Raw genomic sequence first — 16997 nt, 5'->3', positions numbered from 1 at the left:
GTTACTATTGAAAACCGCATGAGAGTAAATTTTATGCGGTTTTTTTGATTTGATTTTTAATGAATTGCATAGCTACTCTTCATAATACCTTCAAATAATTAAAAGGAGTCAAACGTGGACTCAGTGACCAATCATCAAATTAATACTATTTCGCACAATAAAACATGGCTGTTTGTACCTGCAACTAGAATCGATAGGATAGAAAAAGCCTTTGCCAGTGGTGCAGATGCCGTGATTGTGGATTTAGAGGATGCCGTTGCCAAACAAGATAAAGCCAAGGCTCGAGAGGCGTTAAAAAACTACTACGATGATCAAAATGCGAAGCAAACTTATCGGCCCATTTGGCTACGTATTAATAAAGCTGGTAGCGAGGAGTTTTTCAAAGACATCGTGGTCTGTCAGCAAATGCCTAACTTGGCTGGTGTGTTATTAGCTAAGGCCGAGCAAGTAGCTGATATTGAAAGCATACATCAGCTTACCAATCTACCTATCATTGCGCTAATAGAGAGCGCTATTGGATTGTATCAGATTGGTGACATGGCAAAAGCAGTTGGGTTGGTCGCGTTTAGCTATGGGTTTTTGGATCTGTGCAATGATCTGCAAGTGCAAGTAGGGATGCCATCAGCGGACATTATCGCCAATCAGATTCGCTATCAGCTTATTTTGACCTCAAAAGTACACCAGTTATCGCCGCCAATCGATACCATTTATCCTGATTTCAAAGATGGAGTAGGGTTAAGTAATCGAGTAAATTTGTGGTCACAAATGGGCATGTCAGGAATGCTTTGTATTCATCCAAAGCAAGTGGCAGTCGTCCAACAAACATTGCAACCAACAGATGAGGCCCTGTTATTCGCACAGCGTGTGATTGAAGAATATGAGCGGAGCGGACAAGCGGTGTTCAAAATAGATGGCGAGATGGTCGATGCGCCAGTGATTGCGCGCAGCCGTCAACTATTGGACAGGTAGCGGTTATTAGCAAAGTAGCAGACAAATCTATAATGCTTTATCATGAGCCATATCTACTCGTATATAAAAGCACACTATGATTTTTATCAATAACCGTATTAGCCTCAATGATAATGAGGTAGAGATTAGTGCCATACGCGCACAAGGCGCAGGCGGGCAGAATGTCAATAAAGTGTCTTCTGCCATCCATCTCCGTTTTAATATTCACACTTCAAGCCTGAGTGAAGAATACAAACAGCGATTGCTAGACAGTAAAGACAGCCGCATAACCAAAGAAGGCGTGCTTATCATTAAAGCACAGCAGTTTCGTACGCAAGAGCGCAATAAAATAGATGCGTTTGAACGTTTGCAAAGTTTTATCACCAAAACCACTTACGTTAATAAAACCAGACGGCCTACCAAACCAAGTCGGAATGCCAAACGCAAACGGGTGGATCAAAAAACTCAGCGTGGTAAGACCAAAGCCTTACGCGGTAAAGTGGATTTTTAGAGAGTTTGTGATACTAGCTTTTGTCATTGAGAAGTTTTGCGATAGAACAGCTATACAGCAAAAGTCATCGTAGGTTATGGCGGTTTTTGAATTTATAGTGGTATAGGCGAGAAATTATCACCTATACCATCATGCTAGATTAAATAGTTATTTAGAATGCGCCATTAAGTCCAATAAATAGGCTGGTTGAGTCGTCGTCATCACCTTGTGAATGTGTGACACCAGCATTAGCGTTCAATAGACCAAAGCTTCTAGACACTCCAAGTGTCATGGCAACGTTATCGTCATCAGTTTCGATCATAGGTGTCTCAAAACTAATGTTAGATAGCGTATTCAAACTTGCTGTTACCGCTTCGCGGTTGTCACTCAGCTGCTTTTGATAATGAATATCACCAAATAAGTTGAGGTTCTCCATCAAGGTATGATTGGCTTTGAGACCAATCTTGCCGTATGTCGTAGAGTACTTCTGCTCATCGAACTGCATGGCAACGCCAGACATCTCTTTTTCTTTGAGTCCGTCAATTTTTACGCGGCTCGCTGTTGCACCGATATAAGGTGTGACGGCAATATTACTTACCTGCAATGGGTAGCCTGCCTGCAGGTTGGCATAATAACGTTTACCATCAGCATTTGACTTGAACTGTTGTTGGTTGCTACCAAGTGTGACAGCACGTGTGACATCGACATCCATGTTGCCAAATCCTGCAGCACCATTTATCTGTAAGCCGCCAAACTTGTTGCTATGATAGACACCAAAACCAACTTCTCCCAGATCAATATCACTTAAACCTGTGCCGACATCTGAGTTTTCAAAGTCTTTTTGGGTGATGTTACCGTATAAGCCTGTCACTGCATTGGCTGAATTAGGATGAGCAAAATCTACACCAAGTAATACTTGGGTATTATTATCACCATCAAACCCTGCAATATCTTGATTGGCGACTTCACCAACAGCCCATAGTGTACGAGCAGGTTTTTGCTCACTGCTTTGGATTTGGTTGACGTGTGACTGCAAGCGCTCATTGGTTGCAAGTCCGGTTGTCGTTGCAATATGAGGTAGTACACCGATTAGGCTGGGGGCAATGACAACAGCATTTGCATAGTCGGCGATCAGTTGGTGGGTAGCACCTGTTGGATGAATGCTATCAGCGAAAAAGTAGTTTTCGTTGGCATCTGTTTCTACAAGAGTGTTGCGTCCACAAGTTAGAGAGCTATTGTTGTCACCACAAGCTTCATCGGTGACATTAGTGAAACCATACTGAGCAGGCGATGCAATAATCTCTTGAGTCAAGCTAAACATATCTAGCGGTATGATATTAGCACCAGTATTTGTTACGCCACTAAGCATAAATTGATTATATAAACTGGCGGCACCATTTGCTGCTCTTTGCGCTGCCAAAGCCTCTATAAGATCTTGACCTTCTAGGTTAGGGTCTGGGACAAACCTAGGCGTCAGACCGATATCAGGAATATTAGGTACTAAAATGTAGTTTGCGCCATTATCTTTTAATGTGTTAATTGTTTCGATTTGGCTCGCTACTGCGCCGAGTATCGTAGCTTGGGCATTAGCAGGATTTTCAGCCGCCGCAAGCAAGTCATTTGCACCTGCCCACACGACATAAAGTCCATTAGGATCTACTTGATTATTATCAATATAATTATCAACTTGGCTATTGGCAGAGGCCACCGGAATACCAAAAGCAGTGACATCTACGCCTGCTCTTGCACCACCAATTGCATAATTATTACCCGTCTGACTACCATCATAAGTATTGGCGACAGCAGTAGTACCTAGTTGTTCAGCGAATGATGTTGCCCATGTATTATCAGGGTTAGTAGTAAATTGACCTGACTCTTCAAGCCCAAACGCACCTTGAGTGAGGGGGCTAAAATATCCGCCATCCGTTAAACTGTCGCCAAAAAAGGTGACACTGTTATAAGCATTTGCGTGAGAAATACCAGCTACAGATAGGCTGATGGCAAGCATGCTTTTAGTGAAAGTTTTGAGATTAGTATGACCAACTATGGAGCGAGCGGTATTACGAGGCATAGCGACTTCCTTGTCATTAATGTAATAGATTGTCAATCGAGTGTAACTATTTTTTAGAAGGCTAGCAATCATTTTGATTACAACATTAAAAGAATATTGTCTTATTTTTACAACTTTTGTATCCCTAAAAGAAATCTAGCAAGCCTTGCAAGGCTGTACTATTACATGACCATTTCATTACATACATCACTACTTTTAATCATTCACAAAGCATCGGTCTCAATAGATAGATTACACTTAACCAAGTCGCCGACTCAATTCAGGGAAGCGTTTTATCATAAATAACATTAGGAGCAGAGCGATACTCGCAATAGCCGCGCCGACATAACCCACGCTTGATATCGAGATATGCGTCACTGCATAGCCACCAAATAGCGCACCTGTACCAATACCCAAATTAATAATACCTGAAAACATCGACATCAGCATGTCTTGTGCATTGACATCGACCATGATGACCTTTGCCTGCATCGAGATAATCAGCAACATCAGCGCCGTACCCCACAGTATGGCGTTGATACTGAGCGCCCAGACAGAGGTGACGACAAACAGTAGTGTCAGCATCGCTGCTAGTATTAGTATCGTAGACATTAACATCAACTGAGTATTGAATCTGTCACCCCAACGACTAAATATCACACTGCCTAAAATCCCAGCCGCCCCAAACAGAAGTAATACAAAAGTAGCCGCGTTTTCGCTGATATTACCGACCTGACGCATAAAGGGTTCTATGTAAGAGTAGGCCGTATAGTGTGCGGTAAAGACGAGCAAGATAAGCAAATATAGGCAGACCAATAGTGGGTTTTTGAGTAGCTCTGGAATCTTTCTAAAAGATCCCTCAAACATACTGGGCAGTGTAGGCAGCAGTCTTGCTTGGAGTATGAATACCACTAATGCAATGATACCAATGCCACCAAATGTCGCGCGCCAACCAAACCACTGACCAACCAACCGTCCTAATGGCACACCTAATACCATCGCAAGCGACGTCCCAGTCGCGAGCACACTCAGCGCCATGGCTTTCTTGCCTTTGGGGGCGACGCGGATGGCAATCGCTGCTGTAATGGACCAAAATATCGCATGAGACAGCGCAATACCAACACGGCTAATGAGTAGTACGTCAAAACTCCATGCAAATACAGATAGTATATGACTGGCAATAAAGACGGCAAACAGCCCTAATAACAACCGTTTGCGCTCAAATCGACTGGTCAATAGCATCAGCGGCAATGACATCGCTGCCACAATCCAAGCATAAAGCGTCAACATCCAGCCCGTTTCTGCTGTGGTGATAGAGAAGTCTTGGGCGATATCGCTCAATAGTGCCACAGGTACAAATTCTGTGGTGTTCATAATAAAGGCACTAACGCCCATTAAAAATACTTGAAAATACTGAGTTCGGCGAGCGTTTGCGCTCGTCTCAATGTTATTTTTCATAAAATCCAATACAAAGCAGAGGCTAATACGGCGAGTGATAAGTCAAAGTGGGGCAGGTATTCTTGGAATACAAGCGTCGCGAGGCAAGATAGCAAGCCAAAGTCGATTGTAAAAGATGTTTTTTGATAAGGATTGTTAACTCAAAGCTCAACTTGAGAGGCTTAGGAAAAGAGATGCAATGAAAAATACGAAACAAATAAAGGAAATTAACCTTCAACATGAGGTGCTTTTAATTTAAAAACCTAATCGTTTACCATTGAAAAATAAGTAAACATATCGGTATTTATTTTCTGCTGTCTGTTATGCTATCATCATTAAACGAACTATCGTGGGTTTAACAGTTTTATTATCGCCGTCCATGACAACCGTCTCATGGCAGCATGACAAACCTTGCAACTTCCAGCACGATATAAAATAACCTTGGTAAAGCGCATGAGCCTGTACTCCGACAACCTCATTTGTGCCTGATTTTTTGCCTATTTGGGCGTATATCAACCTTTTTCGTCGGAGTTATAGGAGTCTAAGGTGTTCAATATCATGAGCCACATTGCCAACCAATCTCAATATACCCGTCGTTATCACCCACGCCATCTCTTAGCACAATATGCAATCAGTCAGATAGCCACACTTGAGCTACGTTCGCAAGATATTGTCAGAGCCATGGGTTATCCTATCAAGCATACCATTCCTGCCTGTGACCGCTTGCGCCATGTACTGTCGCATAGATATCTTGGACTTGATAGCAGCTATATGGACAAATACTTTACCGCTGATGAGTTTTTGGCAAAACTGTTTGCCGTGCTTGAGATACCGTATCAGCCATTCGCAGAAGATATTGCGCAGATTAAATATGACTTGGCGAATTACTCTAGTACGCTACCTAGATATAGCTTACGAGCGGAAGTGGATTTTACATTTACGAGTGCCGATAACTGGATGTCTCGTGGCGCGGCTTCACGTTTTGCGCAAGTACACTTGCCTAGCGGTTTTGCCAAACTAGATGATGCTACGCGTGAATCAGTGATTCAAGACAGCATCTGCGAGCATTATCAGCAGTATGAGGGCAGTTTGCCATACGACGGTATCATCAAAGGCTATCGACTGACTATTGAACAAAACAACCACGTGGTCGACCATGCAGAGTATGGATTGCCAAAATCTAGCAGTATCTAAAATTTTTTGAGCGTATAAACAGCACGAGCTGTTAATTGCATTGATTGAATAATAATATTGACTGAAAATAAGTATAAAAAAGCCTCACTTTATCGTGGGGCTTTTTGGTTTTTTAAGCTATGTTTTCTTGTAAGAGTCAGATACTGCTAAATATCAGTTTTATAAAATGAATTCTAGGCATCAGGCTTAGAGATGGCGCGCCATAAAATCACAAATAGCGCATCAAATTCTGCATTAATAGGCGTCTCTGTCTGGCGAATGGTATGCATTAAACCAAGTCGACTGATAAATCCCATAAACACATCAAAAAGTATGTGCAGTGGCACGGTGTCGTTGAGCACCCCACGATTTTGTCCATCTTCTAATACTGCCAAAAACGCGCCGATTAACTCTTTGTTTTCATAGATTGCGATATTGCGTATCCGCGAGGCCGACACAGAAGACAGCACCATCACAGCATCTGGATGCGAGTCGACAAAATCAAAGCAGACCCACAGCGTCTTGCGTAGACGATCTTGTACGCTATCAATCCCTTGCAGATGATCCATGATGCGAGCGGCTAATCTGCCGAGCACGATATCCATAATGGTATAAAACAGCGTTTGCTTGTCCCCGAAGTACTTGTAGAGCGTTTGCAAAGAGACGTTTGCAGACTTTGCAATCTGCGCCATCGTCACCTCATTGGCATCAAGTCCTGCAAAGACTTTACGAACGGCCTGTTCAATTTTATCCAAAGTTGCGGGCCGCATATCGGATAGGGGCGCTAGAGATCGAGTTTGCGTGAGGCTAGCTGACTGATTAAAGGTTTTCATATTTATCGCTTCTTAAAGTATTAGCTATTTGATATGTCCTACCAATTGAATAAATTGCTGACTAGTTCTCATTATTAAATTAATGAGTAATTCGAATTACCATTTTTATTTAATAGATTGCGGAGTGGTTTTTCGTAGCCTAGTATAAGACTCGTATATTGGTAAATACAAAGAATTTATCGCATATCTATAACGGTAACATAAATTACCATAATTTAAAAAATGGCTTGGATATAGCTGTTATTCATTCAACCTTGTCAAGGATAGACATCATGAGTATCGAAAAATTTACCCCAAACTGGATGACCGAAGAGCACCAGATGGTGTACGACAGTGCCTTAAAAATGTTTCAATCTTGGGATTTTAAAGATGAGCAGTGGCGCAAAAATGGCATGATTGATCGCGATGCGTGGGAAGAGGCAGGCGAGATGGGGTTTTTGTGTGCGGCAATACCAAGCGAGTATGGCGGCGGTGGTGGTGATTTCGGTCACGAAGCGGCGCTCATTTACGCACAGACTGAGGCCAATCAGTCAGGATTTGGGGGTATGGTGCATTCAGGTATTGTCGCGCCTTATATTTTAGCCCATGGTACTGAAGAACAAAAACAAGCGTGGCTACCAAAAATGGCAACGGGCGAATATATCGGCGCTATTGCCATGACCGAGCCTGGTACTGGCTCCGACCTGCAAAACATTAAAACCTATGCAGTAAAAGACGGTGATGATTATATTATCAATGGTTCTAAGACTTTTATCACCAATGGTCAGCACGCCAATCTGATTTTATTAGCATGCAAAACAGACCGTGAAAAAGGCGCACAAGGTGTCTCACTTATCATTGTAGAAACCGATAAAGTAGAAGGGTTTGAGCGTGGACGTAATCTCGATAAGATTGGTCTGACGTCGCAGGATACCTCAGAGCTGTTCTTTAGCAATGTCCGTGTACCACAAACCAACCTGCTCGGCACGGTAGAAGGTATGGGTTTTATCCAGATGATGCAGGAGCTGCCGCGTGAGCGCTTAATCATTGCGTTATCTGGGGTTGGCTCGATGAAGCTGGCGATCAATTTAACTTTAGATTACGTAAAAGGCCGTGAAGCCTTTGGTAAACCTATTTGGAAGTTTCAAAATACTCGCTTTAAGATGGCAGAATGCTATGCCGATTATCTTGCTGCCAATACCATGTGTGATGCGGCAGTAGATGCGATGTTAGATGGCAAACTGTCTGTACCGCATGCCTCACTAATCAAATACTGGGTTACCGAAAAACAGTGCGAAGTCATCGACGAATGCGTGCAGTTGTTTGGTGGCTATGGCTATATGACAGAGTATCCTATCGCACGTTTATATGCTGATGCGCGCGTGCAAAAAATCTATGGCGGTACCAATGAGATTATGAAGGAACTGGCTTCACGCTTTATGTAGACGCTTATATTATAAGACTACGATAATTATTGTTTATTTAAAAAATAAAAAAAGGATTTTTTATGACTGAGACTGCATATATTTATGATGCTATCCGCACGCCACGTGGCAAAGGAAAAAAGGACGGCTCCTTGTATCAGGCATCACCGATTTGGCTGACACGCACCTTATTAAAAGAGATGCAACAGCGCCATAATTTGGATACCAGTTTGATCGACGATGTGGTGCTTGGCTGTGTGACGCCAGTGGGTGAGCAAGGCTCTGATATTGCCCGCATTGCCGTTATTGACGCTGGCTGGGCACAAAGTGTGGCAGGTCTTACCTTGTCTCGCTTTTGTGCCTCTGGTCTGGAATCTATCAATTTGGCGGCTGCCAAAGTCATGTCAGGTATGGAAGACATGGTAGTGGCAGGCGGCGTTGAGTCTATGAGCCGTGTGCCGATGGGCTCTGATGGTGGTGCTTGGTATATGGATCCGCGCGTCAATGAAGCGACGCATTTCGTACCGCAAGGCGTGGGTGCGGATACCATCGCAACGCTCAAAGGCTTTAGTCGTAGTGATGTTGATGCCTTTGCCACCGAGTCTCATCGCCGCGCTGCACAGGCTTGGGAGAAGGGCTACTACGATAAATCTGTTGTACCTGTCACCGATATCAACGGCATGATGCTGCTGGATAAAGATGAAACCATCCGTCCTAATACCAATGTCGAAACCTTAGCGGGTCTTAAACCGTCTTTTATTATGCCGGGAAAAATGGGCTTTGATAGTGTGATATTAGACCGATATACCACGATCGAAAGCGTCAATCACGTGCATCATGCGGGTAACTCTTCAGGCATCGTTGATGGTGCGGCAATTTGTTTGGTTGGTAGCGCGGCGGCTGGGCAAAAAGCAGGGCTAAAACCACGCGCCAAAATCACAATGGCCTCAGTCATTGGCTCAGAGCCAGCCATCATGCTGACAGGCCCGACACCAGCTTGCCAAAAAGCCCTCGATAAAGCGGGCATGCAAGCCTCTGACATAGACCTTTGGGAAATCAACGAAGCCTTCGCTGCTGTGCCGATGAATACCGCTGATGATTTTGGCATCTCGCTTGATATCCTCAATGTCAATGGTGGCGCAATCGCTATGGGTCATCCGCTTGGGGCGACTGGCGCGATGCTAATGACGACTGTCCTTGATGAGTTAGAACGACGCGATCTGCAGACCGCGATGATCACGCTATGCGTGGGTGGTGGTATGGGTATTGCCACCATTATCGAGCGCGTTTAACTTTTTCTGAAATAGACCTGAAAACCAATTAGACTAAAATGCAATATACAAAGAATCATTTAAGGGATAAAAATGATGACAAATAACCAGACAGCTAACCAAACAGCAGATAGCGTAACCGCCATCAATGAATTAGAAAATTTCTCAGCTCAGCGTGATGACGATGGTATCGTCACCGTCACAATTGACCAAAGCAAACGCAAAATGAATGTCATCGGTGATGGCTTTACCGAGTCGTTTGCCACGATAGTCAATAGTTTCATCAATGATGACGCCGCCACAGGCTTGATTCTCACATCGGCCAAAGACACCTTTGTGGTTGGTGCAGATATCGACCAATTGAGCCAGATAAAGACAGCCGAGCAAGCATTTGCACTGACTGAACAGTTAAAAGGGAGTTTGCGTACGCTTGAAACATCAGGCAAACCTGTGGTCGCTGCTATGACCGGAACTGCATTAGGCGGCGGTTTAGAGCTCGCGCTAGCATGTCATTATCGTATTGCCATTGACACGCCTAAGACCAAGCTTGGTTTGCCTGAGGTGAAACTGGGCTTGCTACCTGGCGGCGGTGGTACTCAGCGCTTACCAAGGTTGGTCGGCATTCAAGCAGCACTGGAGCTGATGACGCAAGGTAAAGAATTACGACCATCAGCAGCAAAAGACATTGGACTTATTGATGCGACCGCTACTGATCGAGCAGATATGCTGAAGCAAGCAAAAGACTGGATTCAAAGTAATCCAAGTGCGCAGCAGCCATGGGATAAGAAAGGCTTTAAAATTCCTGGCGGCGATAGTAAGCATCCAAAGGTGGTTCCTATATTTTCTATCGCCCCAGCCATGGCCAATCAAAAGTCACATGGCAACTATCCAGCGATTACTCATATCATGTCTTCTGTGTTTGAAGGATGCCTCGTAGATATCGATACAGGGCTTGAGATCGAGTCGCGTTATTTTGCCGCTTGTGTGATGTCTACTGAATCAAAAAACATGATCAATACCCTATGGACTCAGCTGAATAGCATCAAAAAAGGTCAGTCTCGGCCTCAAGGATTTGAGCAGACCCAAACCAAAAAAGTCGGTATTTTGGGGGCTGGCATGATGGGCGCAGGTATTGCTTATGTCACTGCCAAGGCAGGGGTAGATGTCGTTTTATTGGACACAGAAATTGCCAATGCTGAAAAAGGCAAAGCGTACTCTACCAATATTTTGGATAAAGCCATCAGCCGAAAGCGCGCTACCGAAGAGAAAAAACAAGCCCTCCTAAAACGTATCACGCCAACCGTCTCTTACGATGATTTAGCTGATTGTGATCTCATCATCGAAGCGGTGTTCGAAAATCGAGAAATCAAAGCCAAATGTACCCAGCAGAGTGAAGTAGTGATTTCAAGTACGGCCGTCTATGCGTCCAATACCTCAACGCTACCGATTACTGGACTGGCAAAAGCCAGTACGCGACCAAACCAGTTTATCGGTCTGCATTTTTTCTCGCCAGTAGATAAGATGCCGCTCGTTGAGATTATCATGGGCGAGCAAACCGACGATGCAACATTGGCCAAAGCTTTCGACTATGTTATGCAAATAGGCAAAACGCCTATCGTCGTTAATGATAGTCATGGCTTTTATACCTCGCGGGTATTTGGCACCTATGTATCAGAGGGTATCGCAATGCTAGGAGAGGGTGTGCATCCGCGTAGCATCGAAGTCGCCGGACTAAAAACAGGTATGCCGATGCCGCCCTTAGCGTTGCAAGATGAGGTGTCATTGAGCCTAGCATTACACGTCAGCGAGCAGCAGCAACTTGATATGGCAGCCGAAGGTAAACCAATCGTAGTGCGCCCTTCTTATGACACACTAAAAACACTGGTTAATGAGCATGGACGAGAAGGTAAGAAAAACGGCAAGGGCTTCTATGACTATCCAACAGAGGGTGATAAGCATTTATGGCCTGAGCTGATAAATCTATATCCACCAAAGTCAGAGCAACCCTCGCAGCAAGATTTGGTGGATCGCCTGATGTTTATTCAAGCCAATGAATCTGCTAAATGCTATGAGGAAAATGTCGTACGCTCAGTTGCCGATACCAATATAGGGTCTATCTTTGGTTGGGGATTCGCACCGCAGCATGGTGGTACGCTACAGTTTATCAATGCAATGGGCGTCAATGAATTCATCAAACGTAGTCGCGAGCTCGCGGCAAAATACGGCGAACGGTTTGAGCCTGCTCAGATAATACTAGACATGGTAGCCAAAGGCGAGGCGTTCTCTGATGACTGATGCGCATGTATCAAATCATGATCAAATGGCGGACTGTCTACAAGGGTTACGAGTGGTCGATCTGACTCGTAATCTACCGGGACCTTTTGCCACGCGTTTGCTTGCGGATTTGGGCGCGGACGTCCTTAAAATCGAGCCCAAACAAGGCGATCCTGCTCGGGTATTTGGTGAGCTCTTCGCAGCTCTAAATCATGGTAAGACGACCGAAAAATATGACTTTCATGATCCCAAAGCGATTGAAGCTATAAAAGCACATCTTAAAGAAGCTGATGTGATGCTAGATAGCTTTCGCCCAGGTGTCTTGGCAGAAATGGGATTAGATGCTAAGGCCCTGCATGCCGTTAATCCAAAGCTAGTCATAGTGTCAATCACTGGTTATGGCGTAGTAGACAATTACGCAAAAGAAGGTATTTACTTAGAAGATGCTTACTCAAAAAATGATTCTCAAATAAATCATGATTGGTCTGATAAGGCTGGTCACGATATTAACTTTATGGCTATGAGCGGTGTACTTGATCAGCTAAAAACGTCTCAGGGTGAGCAGGCCATGCCTAATATTCAGTTTGCGGATTTGGCAGGTGGTAGTGACACAGCAGTGATAGCGCTACTGGCTGCTGTATTTGCTGCCCAGCATACGGGCAAGGGGCGACACATTGCTATTAGCATGACGCACAGTTTGTACAACCATATGGTCATGCCAAAGGTCACAGGCAAACTGATTAATAGTTTTTCAGGAAAGGGCTTAAACGACACTCTACTGCCACAGCATGATTTTTTAGGCGGTGCATTACCATGTTACCGACTATACCAAACCGCTGACCAGCGCCATATGGCGGTTGGTTCGTTAGAGTTGAAGTTTTGGCAAGGTCTATGTGAGGTATTGGAGTTACCAGCGCTTAAAGACATACATTGGCAACTTGGGATCATGCCCAATAGGCTTGAGAGCCAAACAGCGACTAAAACCATAGCGGAAAAGTTCGCCAGTCAAACGCTTGAGCATTGGCAACGTATATTTGTGGCAACAGACGTCTGTGTGACTCCTGTGCTAAGTTTGCAGGAAGCAAAGGCTCACCCTTTGTTTGCGCATCAAGATGAACATCAGGCAACCTCAGGATGGCAACAGGTGAATTGATAATTAGTATGTCAATAGTTCTAGATACAAGTGAAAATTGGATTAGCCCTTGAAGATGATACCAATCCGCCGCTAGCTAGCATCGTCTTTTTAGTCTGTGTTATTTGGACTGCTTGTTTGAACTAGAGTGATTGAACTTGTATGTTTACAACTGTCTATCTAAAATTGCCTGAATAAGAGACAATATACGCATAAAATCTAAAGCGCCGTGATATTAAGAAAGTATCATGTACTAAGGCTCCTAAAGATTGAGCCACACAGACATTTCACAAATTTAACTCAAGCAAAAAGGCCGTTTTGAATGACTAAACATAACCCGTATAATTTTTTACCTTTGCAGCCTACTGGTAGAAACGAGAACGACACTGCCAATACCTATGCACCTGAAGATATGATTAAAATATATGAGCAGCAGTTTCTCATTCAAGTACCTGAAGAGGAGCTGACAGGGTTTTTGCCTGCCCTAAAAGCGTTTTATGATATTGATAACCATACACTAGATGTCAGCGCCGTTATTTTTGATGCAATTGCAGATTCGAGTATTATTTATAATCACAAAATCAAAGTGGGCGGCTATCAGTTGCTAGGCGGATTGGTAGAGGAAGCGATTGAATATGATGAGGATACTCAAAGTGACGACAGCACTGAAGGCGAAGAGATTCAGGCCTATACACTAGAGTGTCAGCGTACTTTTTTCATCAATGATGTAGAAATACCGTATCATTTTAATCTGTTCATTTATGGCGATGGCTATTCTACTTTGACCAAAAAAGAAACCGTGCTAGAAAAAATGTATTGGTTTGTCAGAGGCAGGTTTGAAGAGGAGTTGTTGGATGACTCCAAAGATAATGATAGCTTGGACTCGATCAATGAGCAGCTAGCCAGCTTGGGCATTGCGGCCATGGATCTAACGACTGTAGATGAGATCGTAAGTTATGTGGAAGGCAGCATCATAGATGACGCAATGGTTGATGAGCTGAATAAGCTATTGGATGATGTTGAATAGTATTAATGGTAAGCGTCTTTCAAAAGGACGAGGTTCTTCACGATCATAAATTTTCAAAGTGTGACGGCTTTATTTGTTTCTAAAATGGCACTAAGCGAAATAACTTTAATCCTAACGAGATCATATTATGTTCAAAATAAAAGTAGAACGCATTGTCAAAAAACCGATTGATGAGGTATTTGAAGCGCTAAGTGACCATGCCAGTTATGGCTCATTTAAAGCGGTGGGAGTTGCTAAGTTAGTCGCTGAAGGTAATGAGGAGCGCAATGGTGTTGGTGCTTTACGTAGCATTCAAGCGGGACCTGTTAAGTTTTGGGAGCGGATTACAGCGTTTGAGCGTCCTACTCATATGCAATACCAAATCGAAAAAGCTAAACCTGTCAAAATGCGACATGATAAAGGCGTCATTGATTTAAAAGACTTGGGCGATGGGACCACACATGTGACCTGGATATCCGAGGGTCGATTGATGGTACCATTGCCATTAATCGGTCTCCTATTTGATCGTCAAATGCAGAAACAAGGAACCATAGGATTTAGTAGTATACTCAAATCTATAGAAAGCCGCTAATCTAGCGGCAATATTGTCTTCTTCGATATAATTATATAATGGTGGCTCTTTTATTTGAGCCACTACTAGTCGGTTTTAATCCGTTTTGTTCTTGGCAGCTTCAATTTCGTTAAAACGTGCTAACTGTTCTGGTGTTGCTTTTTGCTGATACTTTTCTTTCCACTCAGCATAAGGCATACCATAAACAAGCTCGCGCGCATCTTCGTAGTCGATTTCAATACCACGCTCTTCACCAGCAGCTTTGTACCATTTGGATAAACAGTTACGACAAAAGTCAGCAAGGTTCATCAGCTCAATATTCTGTACATCTTTACGCTCGTCTAAATGAGCCAATAAGCGACGAAATGCCGCGGCTTCTAATTCGATGTTTGATTCTAATTTTGCCATAATATTCTTCCTAATTGTCATTGAGCCATCTAAAACTTAATTAATACTAACCAGTAAACTTATTATAGTAGAGGTTCGCTAATTTAAAACCTTTTAATCATAATATTAAACCACGCTTCATTTCTATCTGTTCTTTGGTCAGTCGTGAGCCAAGTTTCTTCTTTGAATTCATAAGTAATTTTTTGCTTTAAAGCGTTCCAGCGTTCTTCATTTATATCGCAAAAAAAACGTCCATTATCAACATGATCATGATTGCCATACTTGAAAGATGCGTAAAAAATACCGTCATCTGTCAGCGTAGTGAGCAAATTATCTACTAATTCAGGAAGCTTTTCATAAGGTACATGAAGTAGCGAAGCGCATGCCCAAATACTCGTAAATCGTTTATACCAATTTTGAAATGGAATTTGCTCGAAAGTTACGCACTGCCAATCAATCATATCATTGTGATGAATTTTTGCCCGCTCAATCAGCTCTCGGCTGCCATCAATAGCAGTAACATTGAAGCCTAATTTGGCAAAGTACATACTGTCACGACCAGAGCCGCAGCCCAAATCTAATATATGTTGCTGGGCTGCTAGTCTAATAGGTAGGTTATATATAAAGGGTTGATATAGCCGATGCATATCTACACTAATGGTGTGCTCAATGAATGAGTTTGCATTACTATCATAAAAGGTTAAGGTGTTTGATTGATTTATCATGGGCTATCTATCGCTGATCATTGTTAGAAGAGACTATTTCCTTGTTGTCTAGGTTGCCAGACATGAATCAAATGCTCTTTTGAAAAATTGAAAGACTTCTGTAAAAATTGCTGACGTGTCTTCTCATTTCTACCCGTTTGATTGATTAAGGTTTCGCGTAATGGGTGGTGACTGCCAATCAAATATTCGTTGCGTTTATGCAGTCTTTTTAATAACTCAATATTAGGTACTTTAGCAGCTTTACCATCTATACCACGGTTGCAATTAGAGCAGGCAAGTACCAAATTCCAAACCCCATCGACATTAACTGGCCGACAGCAACCAGCGATTGCTACTTGGGGTTTTAAAGTATGCGGAAAGAAGTGGTCAACGTCTGCTAGCATCACGTCATTAGAAGCAACACTGATTTCTGTAAAGCAGTAAAAGCATCTGCTCTTTTGATATCCGTTTAATGCACCTCTTGAACTGGTAATATCAATGCGGCGATGTTTAGTATCTTTAGTAAATAGCTGTTTGGTATCTTGGTCAAATTCAACCGAAATTAAACTTTTATTAATATTGAGCTCCCACGATTTTTCTACCAAGTTCCAACGCGACTCCGTCTCAAAATTTAGATTTTTAGCCGAATTATCAAACACATGAAATAGTTCGAATAAGTTATCTGTTAGACGTATTCCTTTATTGTGTTTACGCTCGTCAACAAAAAATTCTTCATCAATCACATCATAGAAACGTTCTTTCACTGCTTTAGTATTGACTACATGAAATGCGTCCAAAACGTATTTAAATCCTTCTTTATTCGTGACATGAATGAGTTCATCTTCGCTAATCTGTTGATAGTTGAATTGAACGCAAGCATTGATAAACTTACTACTACTAAAAGTGCTCTGTTTAGGGCTATATTTTAGATGTTCACATAGATGCAAGGCGTAGGGCAGCGCTAAATCTTCTAGCGAAATTAAATCAGAATCTCTCTCTAGGCTGACGTCGATTAGAGTTTTGGCAAGCGCGAATTTGTAAGAAGCAGTGTTTCTACCAAATAGAATGATAGCTCGCCAATAATTTTCTAGCGTGGGCTCAACGTCTATGAAGTGCATGAATGGCTCAACCTGTCATTAGTTAGAATGGATTCCCGTAAAAGTCGACTCTAATAGTACTATAACCTTTCCATTGAGCGGTTAGTTTACCAAGTTTAACTTTACAGCTTCTTCGGAAGCGCTCACTATATTAAATGCCAATCTAGGAACTAATAACCGACTGACCTTACTAATCTGAAAAAGGTTAAATAATTCTATTG

General features: G+C 42.9%; 15 protein-coding genes. 9 read left to right on the top strand and 6 right to left on the bottom strand.

What is annotated here, in order from left to right; translation table 11 throughout:
* The first annotated feature begins 114 nt into the window (after positions 1-114).
* Together QO189_RS13650 and arfB are read left to right on the top strand one after the other, a co-directional pair.
* A complete protein-coding gene (locus QO189_RS13650) occupies positions 115-969 on the top strand; it encodes a CoA ester lyase (protein ID WP_371533158.1) in 855 nt (284 codons plus the stop codon).
* A gap of 76 nt (positions 970-1045) precedes the next feature.
* Complete coding sequence (gene arfB / locus QO189_RS13645; RefSeq protein ID WP_371533157.1) at positions 1046-1459, top strand: alternative ribosome rescue aminoacyl-tRNA hydrolase ArfB; 414 nt, start codon at positions 1046-1048, stop codon at positions 1457-1459.
* Between the two features lie 151 nt (positions 1460-1610).
* Here arfB and QO189_RS13640 read toward each other — a convergent pair whose 3' ends face one another.
* Positions 1611-3509, bottom strand: coding sequence for an autotransporter domain-containing protein (locus QO189_RS13640; protein WP_371533156.1), 1899 nt, complete (start codon positions 3507-3509; stop codon positions 1611-1613).
* Positions 3510-3746: 237 nt separating this feature from the next.
* Positions 3747-4946, bottom strand: a complete 1200-nt coding sequence (locus QO189_RS13635) for a sugar transporter (RefSeq protein ID WP_371533155.1) — start codon at positions 4944-4946, stop codon at positions 3747-3749.
* 537 nt (positions 4947-5483) lie between these two features.
* Between QO189_RS13635 and QO189_RS13630 the strand changes: the two genes are divergently transcribed.
* On the top strand, positions 5484-6119 hold the full coding sequence (locus QO189_RS13630; RefSeq protein WP_371533154.1) for a hypothetical protein: 636 nt from the start codon (positions 5484-5486) through the stop codon (positions 6117-6119).
* Positions 6120-6292: 173 nt separating this feature from the next.
* Here the strand turns inward: QO189_RS13630 and QO189_RS13625 are convergent, their stop codons facing one another.
* On the bottom strand, positions 6293-6931 hold the full coding sequence (locus tag QO189_RS13625) for a TetR/AcrR family transcriptional regulator (RefSeq protein WP_371533153.1): 639 nt from the start codon (positions 6929-6931) through the stop codon (positions 6293-6295).
* Between the two features lie 272 nt (positions 6932-7203).
* On the opposite strand from QO189_RS13625, the gene QO189_RS13620 reads away from it, so the two are divergent.
* The 6 genes from QO189_RS13620 (at position 7204) to QO189_RS13595 (ending at position 14609) form a co-directional block, all read left to right on the top strand.
* On the top strand, positions 7204-8355 hold the full coding sequence (locus QO189_RS13620) for an acyl-CoA dehydrogenase family protein (protein ID WP_371533152.1): 1152 nt from the start codon (positions 7204-7206) through the stop codon (positions 8353-8355).
* 62 nt (positions 8356-8417) lie between these two features.
* A complete protein-coding gene (locus QO189_RS13615) occupies positions 8418-9626 on the top strand; it encodes an acetyl-CoA C-acetyltransferase (RefSeq protein WP_371533151.1) in 1209 nt (402 codons plus the stop codon).
* Between the two features lie 72 nt (positions 9627-9698).
* Complete coding sequence (locus QO189_RS13610) at positions 9699-11900, top strand: 3-hydroxyacyl-CoA dehydrogenase NAD-binding domain-containing protein (RefSeq protein ID WP_371533150.1); 2202 nt, start codon at positions 9699-9701, stop codon at positions 11898-11900.
* On the top strand, positions 11893-13032 hold the full coding sequence (locus QO189_RS13605; RefSeq protein ID WP_371533149.1) for a CaiB/BaiF CoA transferase family protein: 1140 nt from the start codon (positions 11893-11895) through the stop codon (positions 13030-13032). Before QO189_RS13610 ends, QO189_RS13605 begins: the two co-directional genes overlap by 8 nt.
* A gap of 301 nt (positions 13033-13333) precedes the next feature.
* Complete coding sequence (locus tag QO189_RS13600) at positions 13334-14038, top strand: hypothetical protein (RefSeq protein ID WP_371533148.1); 705 nt, start codon at positions 13334-13336, stop codon at positions 14036-14038.
* Positions 14039-14165: 127 nt separating this feature from the next.
* Positions 14166-14609, top strand: coding sequence for an SRPBCC family protein (locus QO189_RS13595; protein WP_371533147.1), 444 nt, complete (start codon positions 14166-14168; stop codon positions 14607-14609).
* 75 nt (positions 14610-14684) lie between these two features.
* On the opposite strand, the gene QO189_RS13590 is transcribed toward QO189_RS13595, so the two are convergent.
* The 3 genes from QO189_RS13590 to QO189_RS13580 all read right to left on the bottom strand — a co-directional run bounded on the left by QO189_RS13590 (position 14685) and on the right by QO189_RS13580 (position 16797).
* On the bottom strand, positions 14685-14996 hold the full coding sequence (locus tag QO189_RS13590; RefSeq protein WP_201602008.1) for a DUF1244 domain-containing protein: 312 nt from the start codon (positions 14994-14996) through the stop codon (positions 14685-14687).
* An 83-nt stretch (positions 14997-15079) separates the two neighbouring features.
* Complete coding sequence (locus QO189_RS13585) at positions 15080-15700, bottom strand: class I SAM-dependent methyltransferase (protein ID WP_371533146.1); 621 nt, start codon at positions 15698-15700, stop codon at positions 15080-15082.
* Between the two features lie 23 nt (positions 15701-15723).
* Positions 15724-16797: an HNH endonuclease gene (locus QO189_RS13580; RefSeq protein ID WP_371533145.1), complete on the bottom strand. Its 1074-nt coding sequence runs from the start codon at positions 16795-16797 to the stop codon at positions 15724-15726.
* Positions 16798-16997 lie beyond the last annotated feature (200 nt).

The organism is Psychrobacter sp. Arc29 (assembly GCF_041431175.1).
GTDB lineage: Bacteria > Pseudomonadota > Gammaproteobacteria > Pseudomonadales > Moraxellaceae > Psychrobacter.
The sequence above is the reverse complement of the archived record's forward strand: the minus strand, read 5'-3'. Positions and strand labels throughout refer to the sequence as shown.